This window comes from Halomonas sp. KM-1 (assembly GCF_000246875.1).
Taxonomy (GTDB): Bacteria; Pseudomonadota; Gammaproteobacteria; order Pseudomonadales; family Halomonadaceae; genus Halomonas; species Halomonas aerodenitrificans.
In genome coordinates this window covers 1-7,722 of the sequence record NZ_BAEU01000102.1, presented here as the reverse complement: position 1 = coordinate 7,722, position 7,722 = coordinate 1, and the positions used below count along the sequence as shown (strand labels likewise).

Here is a 7,722-nt window from a genome sequence, read left to right as displayed (position 1 = left end):
GAGGCCGCGTGGCCGGCCTGGCGCCGTCAGACCGCCAAGCAGCGCGCCGCCCTGCTGCGGGCCTGGTTCGACGCCATCATGACTCATCAGGAGTCGCTGGCACGCATGATGACCCTGGAACAGGGCAAACCGCTGGCCGAGTCCCGCGGTGAGGTGGCCTATGGCGCGTCCTCGTGGAGTTCTACGCCGAACAGGCCAAGCGCACGGCCGGCGAGACCCTGCCGAGCCACGGCGCCGACAAGCGCATCCTGGTGTTTCGCGAGCCGGTCGGCGTGGTGGCGGCGATCACGCCGTGGAACTTCCCGCTGGCGATGATCACCCGCAAGTGCGCGCCGGCCCTGGCCGCCGGCTGCCCGGTGGTGATCAAGCCCGCCGAGGCCACGCCGCTGACCGCCCTGGCCCTGGCCAGGCTGGCTGAAGAAGTCGGCTTTCCCGCCGGCGTACTCAACGTGGTCACGGCAAGCCGCCCCGCCGAGATCGGCGAAGTGCTGACCACCGACCCGCGGGTACGCAAGGTCTCCTTCACCGGCTCCACCGCTGTTGGCAAGCGCCTGCTTTCCCAGTGCGCCGGCACGGTCAAGAAGGCGTCCATGGAGCTGGGCGGCAACGCCCCCTTCATCGTCTTCGACGACGCCGATCTGGACGCCGCGGTCGAGGGGGCGGTGGCCTCCAAGTACCGCAACTCCGGCCAGACCTGCGTATGCACCAACCGCCTGCTGGTGCAGAGCGGCGTCTACGATGCCTTCGTCGAGAAGCTCGCCGCCCGGGTCGCCCAGCTGCAGGTCGGCAACGGCCTGGACGAGGGCGTGGTGCAGGGCCCGCTGATCAATCAGGCCGCCGTGGACAAGGTGCAGTCCCACATTGCCGATGCCCTGGAAAAGGGCGCCCGGCTGGTCTGCGGCGGCGAGCCTCATGTGCTGGGCGGCACCTTCTTCCAGCCCACCGTGGTCGCCGACGTCACCGATGAGATGCGTGTGGCCCGCGAGGAGACCTTCGGCCCGCTGGCACCGGTGTTCCGCTTCGACAGCGACGAGCAGGCCATCGCCATGGCCAATGCCACCGAGTTCGGCCTGGCAGCCTATTTCTACGCTCGCGATTACCGCCGGATCTGGCATGTGATGGAGGGTCTCGAATATGGCATGGTGGCCGTCAACGAGGGGATTCTCTCCACCGAGCTGGCGCCCTTCGGCGGCGTCAAGGAGTCAGGCCTGGGCCGCGAAGGCTCGCATCACGGCCTGGATGAATTCACTGAACTAAAATACGTCTGTGTCGGCGGCCTTTGATCGCCTGCAACGTCCACGCACGAAGGGAGGCAAGATGAACAACGCACAGCTCAACGAACTCAAGCAGCGCTACGTGGCCAACGGCGCCGCCAGCCCCGCCACCCAGTTCGCCGACCGCGCCGAGAATGCGCTGATCTGGGACGCCGACGGCAACCGCATCATCGACTTCGCCGGCGGCATCGGCGTGCTCAACATCGGCCACCGCCATCCCAAGGTGGTCGAGGCGGTCAAGGCCCAGCTCGATCGCGTCATGCATACCTGCCAGACCGTCATGCCCTATGAGGGCTACGTCAAGGTGGCGGAAAAGCTCAGCCAGGTCACGCCCGTGCGCGGCCATGCCAAGGTGATGCTGGTCAACTCCGGCGCCGAAGCACTGGAAAACGCGGTGAAGATCGCCCGCGCCGCCACCGGCAAGAATAACGTGATCTGCTTCGACGGCGGCTATCACGGCCGTACCTTCATGACCATGGCCATGAACGGCAAGGTCGCACCCTACGCCGCCGACTTCGGCACCATGCCGGGCAACGTCTTCCGTGCCCCCTTCCCGGTGCCCTATCACGGCGTCAGCGAGGACGAGGCGATCCGCGGCCTGAAGATGGCGATCAAGACCGACGCCAACCCCCGCGATACTGCCGCCATCGTGCTCGAGCCGGTGCTCGGCGAAGGCGGTTTCTACCCGGCCCCGGCCAGCTTCCTCAAGGCGATCCGCGAGATCTGCGATGAGCACGGCATGCTGATGATCATCGACGAGGTGCAGTCGGGCTTCGGCCGTACCGGTAAGCTGTTCGCCATCGAGCACAGCGGCGTCGAGCCGGACATCATCACCATGGCCAAGAGCATGGCCGACGGAATGCCGATTTCCGCCGTGGTGGGTACCGACAAGGTCATGGATGCCTCCGGCTCCAATTCTCTGGGCGGCACCTACGCCGGCAACCCGCTCTCCTGCGCAGCCACCCTGGCGGTGCTCGAGGTCTTCGAAGAGGAAAAGATCCTCGAGAAGAGCCAGGCCCTGGGCGACAAGCTGGCCAAGCGCTTCGCCCAGTGGCAGAGCGACTTCGACTGCGTCGACAACGCCCGCAACATGGGTGCCATGGCCGCCCTCGACCTGGTGTCGGACAAGGCCAAGCACACCCCGGACGCCGACCTGGCCGCCGCGCTGTGCAAGAAGGCCCGCGAGAAGGGGCTGATCCTGCTCTCCTGCGGCCTCTACGGCAACACCATCCGCTTCCTGATGCCGGTGACCATCGAGGACGAGATTCTCGAAGAGGGCCTGGGCATCGTCGAAGCCGCGCTCACGGAACTGGTCGGCAGCAAGGCCACCGCCTGATCGTGACCACGTAGCGAAACGCCCGCCGGCTCATGCCGGCGGGCGTTTTCGTTCATGCCGTATCGTCGAGCGCAATAGGCTATCAGGCGGGCATGTCGTTGGCTTTCGGGTCACGAGCCCACACCCTGTGCTGCGCCATGGCGTCACGTAGCGCGGTGAAGACGTCATCCAGCGAAGCGCCAGTCAGCACACCCTCCTCGTTGGTGGGGATGTCCGCGGCATCCAGCAGCATCTTGCCCTCACCCACCGCGGCGACTGCCTTGAGGTGCTTGTAGGCTTCCTGCACGTAGTAACGACCGAGCCCCGAGCGGGCCAGCGCATCCACGCTGTCGGTGCCGCCGGGCACGATCACCGCGTCCACCGCTACCGAAGGCATGCCGTTGAGCATGGCATCGGGGGGCACCTGCTTGCCGTCGGCCGCTTTCAGCGGTGCCATGCTGGGGGCGATCACCTTGCCCTCGGCGCCTTCGGCCTCGAGCTTCTGCTTGATCGCCTCGACCTGGCCGGCGTCGACCCCATCGGCGGCCAGGATCGCCACCTTACGATACTTGATGTTGCCGGGAAGGCGCGCCATCAGGCTCAGGGCGGGCGATTCCAGCTGGGAGCTCGTTCCCAGCTCCTCGGCAGGCGCGGGCTTTTCGCTCGGTGCCTCGATGCCGTGGTTCTCGCCGACCCGGCGCGCCAGCTCGAGATCGATGTTGGGCAGGATCTCCTTGATCACCCGCTCGCGGATCCAGGGCCGTTGCACCTTGGAGAGCTCGAAGGTGTAGGCGGCGATGATGTGCTCCTTTTCGACCTCGGTCTGGCTGTTCCAGAACAGCGTGGCCTGGGAGTAGTGATCGCCGAACGAGGGGCTGCGAGCACGAATCTTGTGTGCGTCGATGCGCTCGTAGTGAGACTCGAAGCCACCGTGCTCCGGCCCTGCCGGGGTCTCGCTGGGCCAGCCGCCGTCGATGGAGTTGGGCTCGTAGGAGGCCTGCCCCTTGTTGATGGTCTGGCGATGCATCGAGTCGCGCTGGTTGTTGTGGAACGGGCACACCGGCTGGTTGATCGGGATCTCGTGGAAATTGGGCCCGCCCAGGCGCAGCATCTGGGTGTCGAGATAGGAGAACAGCCGCCCCTGCAGCAGCGGGTCGTTGCTGAAGTCGATGCCCGGCACGATGTGCGCGGGATTGAAGGCGACCTGCTCGGTCTCGGCGAAAAAGTTGTCCGGGTTCCGATTGAGCACCATCTTGCCGATTGGGATGACCGGCACCTGCTCCTCGGGAATCAGTTTGGTGGGATCGAGCAGATCGAAGTCGAAGTTGTGCTCGTCCTCCTCCTCGACCACTTGGATGCCGAACTCGTACTCAAGGAAGTCGCCGTTCTCGATGTCTTCCCACATCATGCGGCGATTGAAGTCGGGATCACGTCCCCAGAGCTTCTGCGCTTCGTCCCAGATCAGCGAGCAGGTGCCGGCCAGCGGTTTCCAGTGGAACTTGACGAAGCGCGCCTTGCCCTGCTTGTCGATCAGGCGGAAGGTGTGCACGCCGAAGCCTTCCATGTTGCGGTAATGCCGCGGGAAGGCGCGGTCGGACATGGTCCACAGCACCATGTGGGTCGACTCGGGCATCAGCGAGACGAAGTCCCAGAAGGTGTCGTGTGCCGACTGTCCTTGAGGGATCTCGTTGTGCGGCTCAGGCTTCACCGCGTGCACGAAGTCGGGAAACTTGATCGCATCCTGAATGAAGAACACCGGCATGTTGTTGGCCACCAGATCCCAGTTGCCCTCGTCGGTGTAGAACTTGGTGGCAAAACCGCGTACGTCGCGCACCGTGTCGTTGGAGCCGCGCGCCCCCTGTACGGTGGAGAAGCGCACGAATACCGGCGTCTTATTGCCGGGGTCCTGGAACAGCCCTGCCTTGGAGTACTGAGCGGCACTGTCGTAGGGCTGGAAGTAGCCATGCGCCGCGGCGCCACGGGCATGCACGATACGTTCGGGAATACGCTCATTGTCGAAGTGATTGAGCTTCTCGCGGAAGATGAAGTCCTCGAGCAGCGTCGGCCCGCGCTCGCCCGCCTTCAACGAGTTGTGGTTGTCGGCGATGCGCGTGCCATGGTTGGTGCGCAGGTCGTGCCCGGTGGCATCGCTGCGGTACTTCTCCAGATTCTCGGACTTGCTGTGCTCGTCGGTCTTGAAGTCGGTGTCGTTGGGTTGGCCGCTGTTGGACGTGGTGTGGGGGTTGTTCGCCATGCTCGAACTCCTGTAGTGACAGTGGGATCCATCCTCCCTGGCGCACACTGCGCTCCGCCTTGCCCCGGCAGTTATGATTCTAAAGCTCCGACTGACAAGGTAGTTCCACCCCTGCTGGCCGCCAATCGCCATAGACTATGGCAACAAAAGAAAACATTAATCGCTTCAAGCCGTCACCCACTCCGGCCGATACTGGGTAACTGAACGAGGCGGCCAGTACCGCGAACGATGGCAGGAATGAGGATTGAATCGATGAAAAGGATGACGGCCACCGGCGTGATAGCCACTCTGTGCCTGCTCGGTACGACTCACGCCCAGGCCCAGGAGAACAACCGGATAACGCTGGGGGCGGTTGCCGGCAGCACCGGTGTGGGCGCCGACGTGGCGTGGCGATTCAGCGACCGTCTGGGGATCTCTGCGCGCTACACCGGCGGCCTGGAGTGGAGTACCGACTACAGCACCAGCGACGTCGACTACGACGGCGACGTCAATCTGGCGGCCGGCAAGCTGACGCTGGACTACTACCCCTTTGCTGGAGGATTCTTCCTCAGCGCCGGCCTCATGCTGCCGGATATCGAGGCCGATGTGGAAGGCCGGCCACGCAGCTCAACCTACCAAGGCTACCCGACCGATGCCCTCGGCACCCTGCACGGCACGGTGACCCTCGCCGACGGCGTGCAGCCCTATGCCGGAGTGGGCTGGCGCCAGTCGCATCGCAGCGGTTTCGGTGTGTTCGCCGAAGTCGGCGTGATTCCCACCGATCCAGACGTATCGCTGAGAACATCGAGTGGTGTCGAAAACCTGGACAATCCATTGTCGGCGCAGCTGCGCGAGGCGATTCGTCAGGAAGAGCAGCGTCTCGAGAACGATGCCGAGAAATGGCCGGTCTATCCAGTGGCCGTCATTGGCGTAAGCTACACCTTCTAGCAGAGCGCCCGGCTCCAGACGACTCGGCCCGGGCAGTTGCCCGGGCCGAGTCGTGTCACTGCATCGAGATTAGGCCTGCCGTACCTTAGAGATGATCCACAGCAGCACTACGGCCCCCACCGTCGCCGTGACCAACGAGCCGATGAAGCCGCCGGCCTGAAGCCCCAGCAGACGAAACAGGAAGCCACCGATCACGGCTCCCACGATCCCCACGCCGATGTTGGGCAGGATGCCGAATCCGCCACCGCGCATGATGTTACCGGCGATCCAACCCGCCAGCCCGCCGATGACCAGCCAGGCAATAAGTCCCATGTCGTCTCTCCTCTCCTTTTGGTCGGTCCTGTCCCCAGAGGGGCTAATAATGGTGCCTGAGCGCAGCTTCCCTGCAAAGCGTAGCTTAGAATGACGAGCCGGGCTGCTCGAGAAACGCCAGCTCATCGGCGCTCGACTCACGGCCGAGGATGGCGTTGCGGTGCGGGTAGCGGCCGAAGCGCAGCAGGATATCCCGGTGCAGATGTTCGAAACGCAGGTTGTCTTCCAGCCCCGGCTGGTCGAACAGGCGCACTGCCTCGTCGTGCACCTTGAGCGACTCGCTGTGCATGTAGGGCATGTAGAGAAAGCTGCGCCACGTCACGTCGAGCCCACCGTCCAGCCCGTGGGCCACGGCCTCCTGGGCCAGCACCAGCGCCATGGCATCCTGGGCGAAAGCTCGAGGATCGTCGCGATAGAGGTTACGTGAGAACTGATCGAGTACCAGGATCTCGGCCAGCCGTCCTTGCGGCGTATCGCGCCAGTGCCACAGCTCACCGGCCGCGGCGGCGCCGTGCAGCGCGCTGAAGCGCTCACGTATCGTACCGTCGAGCGCTTCGTCCTTACGAAACCAATGGGCAGGTTCGAGCTCCTCGAACCAGAAGGCAATTACCGCGTCGCGGCCGGGCAGGCTCTCGCTCATGTCGTGTCCTCAGGTTTCATACTCTTGATATCATGAGCCTCGGTCGCGTTTATTTCACCCTCCGTTCGCTTCGGGAGATACCATGACGCCCATGCTCGGCATGTTCACCTTCGTCTTCAACCTCATCGGCCTGGTGATCTGTATCGCCGGGCTGACCCTGGCCCAGCGCCGGGGGAAGTATCGGCAGACGCGCTGGCCCGGTTACACCCTGGCTGGGCTCGGCTTCGTGGTCGCCACTACGCCTATCTGGATCCAGGGGCTACTGGTCCAGTGAAGCGACTCACCGATGTCCCAATCGGTGGGATATCGGTCGTTGCAGACATCCAGCCATCAGCGGAAACTGGCAACACGTCTCGTCATGAGAGTTTGCCATGCCGCGTACCGTCGTCATCCTCGCCTACCCCGATTGCCAGTTGCTCGATGTCAGCGGCCCCTGGCAGGTCTTCGCCTCGGCCAACGATCTGAGCGGCCGTGAGCTCTATCGTTTGCATCTTGCCGCCGATGCGCCGGGCAGCGTGGCGACCAATGGCGGCCTGCCGCTGCTGGCCGACACGGCCTGGAGCGATCTTGCCTCGCTCGGCCCGCTGGATACGCTGCTCGTGGCCGGCGGTCGCGGTATCGTCAGCCAGCGTCAGCGCCCGGTGCTGCTCGCCACACTGCGCGATCAGGCACGCCAGGTTCGCCGGCTGGGCTCGATCTGTACCGGCGCCTTTCTGCTGGCCGACGCCGGCCTGCTGGACGGCCACCAGGCCACCACTCACTGGCGGCACTGCGCCCAGTTGGCCCACGAGCATCCCACGGTTCAAGTGGTACCCGATGCCCTCTACGTCGAGTCGGCCGGGCGCTTCACCAGCGCCGGGGTCACCGCCGGCATCGACCTGGCCCTGTCGCTGCTCGAAGCGGACCACGGCAGTGCCCTGGCCGGCCAGGTCGCCCGCGAGCTGGTACTGTTTTTGCGCCGCCCCGGCGGGCAGTCGCAGTTCAGTGAAGTGTTGCGCAG

7 protein-coding genes and 1 pseudogene are annotated in these 7,722 nt (G+C 64.7%); 5 read left to right on the top strand and 3 right to left on the bottom strand.

Translation table 11 applies throughout. The features are described from left to right. Together B8115_RS10670 and gabT are read left to right on the top strand one after the other, a co-directional pair. Positions 1 to 1,283: pseudogene (locus tag B8115_RS10670) on the top strand (NAD-dependent succinate-semialdehyde dehydrogenase); the annotation flags it as partial. 34 nt (positions 1,284 to 1,317) lie between these two features. Then, a complete protein-coding gene (gene gabT, locus B8115_RS10665; protein WP_010627786.1) occupies positions 1,318 to 2,610 on the top strand; it encodes a 4-aminobutyrate--2-oxoglutarate transaminase in 1,293 nt (430 codons plus the stop codon). A gap of 82 nt (positions 2,611 to 2,692) precedes the next feature. Here the strand turns inward: gabT and katE are convergent, their stop codons facing one another. After that, on the bottom strand, positions 2,693 to 4,843 hold the full coding sequence (gene katE / locus B8115_RS10660; protein WP_010627785.1) for a catalase HPII: 2,151 nt from the start codon (positions 4,841 to 4,843) through the stop codon (positions 2,693 to 2,695). Positions 4,844 to 5,095: 252 nt separating this feature from the next. On the opposite strand from katE, the gene B8115_RS10655 reads away from it, so the two are divergent. Further along, on the top strand, positions 5,096 to 5,770 hold the full coding sequence (locus B8115_RS10655; protein ID WP_238539211.1) for a hypothetical protein: 675 nt from the start codon (positions 5,096 to 5,098) through the stop codon (positions 5,768 to 5,770). Between the two features lie 69 nt (positions 5,771 to 5,839). Here B8115_RS10655 and B8115_RS10650 read toward each other — a convergent pair whose 3' ends face one another. Both B8115_RS10650 and B8115_RS10645 read right to left on the bottom strand, forming a co-directional pair. Beyond that, positions 5,840 to 6,082 (bottom strand): GlsB/YeaQ/YmgE family stress response membrane protein, encoded by a 243-nt coding sequence (locus B8115_RS10650; RefSeq protein WP_010627783.1) that lies wholly within the window; start codon positions 6,080 to 6,082, stop codon positions 5,840 to 5,842. Positions 6,083 to 6,167: 85 nt separating this feature from the next. Beyond that, on the bottom strand, positions 6,168 to 6,722 hold the full coding sequence (locus tag B8115_RS10645) for a DUF924 family protein (RefSeq protein ID WP_010627782.1): 555 nt from the start codon (positions 6,720 to 6,722) through the stop codon (positions 6,168 to 6,170). An 82-nt stretch (positions 6,723 to 6,804) separates the two neighbouring features. On the opposite strand from B8115_RS10645, the gene B8115_RS10640 reads away from it, so the two are divergent. Both B8115_RS10640 and B8115_RS10635 read left to right on the top strand, forming a co-directional pair. Then, complete coding sequence (locus B8115_RS10640) at positions 6,805 to 6,996, top strand: hypothetical protein (RefSeq protein WP_010627781.1); 192 nt, start codon at positions 6,805 to 6,807, stop codon at positions 6,994 to 6,996. A gap of 97 nt (positions 6,997 to 7,093) precedes the next feature. Beyond that, positions 7,094 to 7,722: GlxA family transcriptional regulator (locus B8115_RS10635; RefSeq protein WP_010627780.1), on the top strand; the 629-nt coding region annotated here is incomplete at its 3' end.

Bases quoted from the DNA above. Each gene is read 5' to 3' on its own strand.
- B8115_RS10650 (WP_010627783.1), bottom strand. From the start codon at position 6,082: ATGGGACTTATTGCCTGGCTGGTCATCGGCGGGCTGGCGGGTTGGATC.
- B8115_RS10655 (WP_238539211.1), top strand. From the start codon at position 5,096: ATGAAAAGGATGACGGCCACCGGCGTGATAGCCACTCTGTGCCTGCTC.
- B8115_RS10640 (WP_010627781.1), top strand. From the start codon at position 6,805: ATGACGCCCATGCTCGGCATGTTCACCTTCGTCTTCAACCTCATCGGC.
- katE (WP_010627785.1), bottom strand. From the start codon at position 4,843: ATGGCGAACAACCCCCACACCACGTCCAACAGCGGCCAACCCAACGAC.
- gabT (WP_010627786.1), top strand. From the start codon at position 1,318: ATGAACAACGCACAGCTCAACGAACTCAAGCAGCGCTACGTGGCCAAC.
- B8115_RS10645 (WP_010627782.1), bottom strand. From the start codon at position 6,722: ATGAGCGAGAGCCTGCCCGGCCGCGACGCGGTAATTGCCTTCTGGTTC.